Here is a 208-nt window from a genome sequence, read left to right as displayed (position 1 = left end):
TGGCGCTGCGCGAGCTGTTCGCCCACCCCACGCTGAGCGCGCTGGCCGCCGTGCTGGAACACGCCCAGCGCAACGAGCACGACCAGCACGGCGCGCCGCTGGCCGCGATCACACCGACCGGACGCGAGCAAGCGCCGCCGCTGTCGCTGGCGCAGCAGCGCCTGTGGTTCCTGGCCCAGCTCGACGCCGCGGCCGGCGCCGCCTACCA

Annotated in this window: 1 protein-coding gene; it reads left to right on the top strand. The window is 76.0% G+C overall.

What is annotated here, in order from left to right; translation table 11 throughout:
- The coding region (locus KVP70_RS34030) for a hypothetical protein (protein ID WP_217946832.1) at positions 1-208 on the top strand (208 nt) is incomplete at both ends.

The sequence above is a fragment of the Duganella violaceipulchra genome (genome assembly GCF_019166075.1).
Classification (GTDB): domain Bacteria; phylum Pseudomonadota; class Gammaproteobacteria; order Burkholderiales; family Burkholderiaceae_D; genus Rugamonas; species Rugamonas violaceipulchra.
The sequence above is the reverse complement of the archived record's forward strand: the minus strand, read 5'-3'. Positions and strand labels throughout refer to the sequence as shown.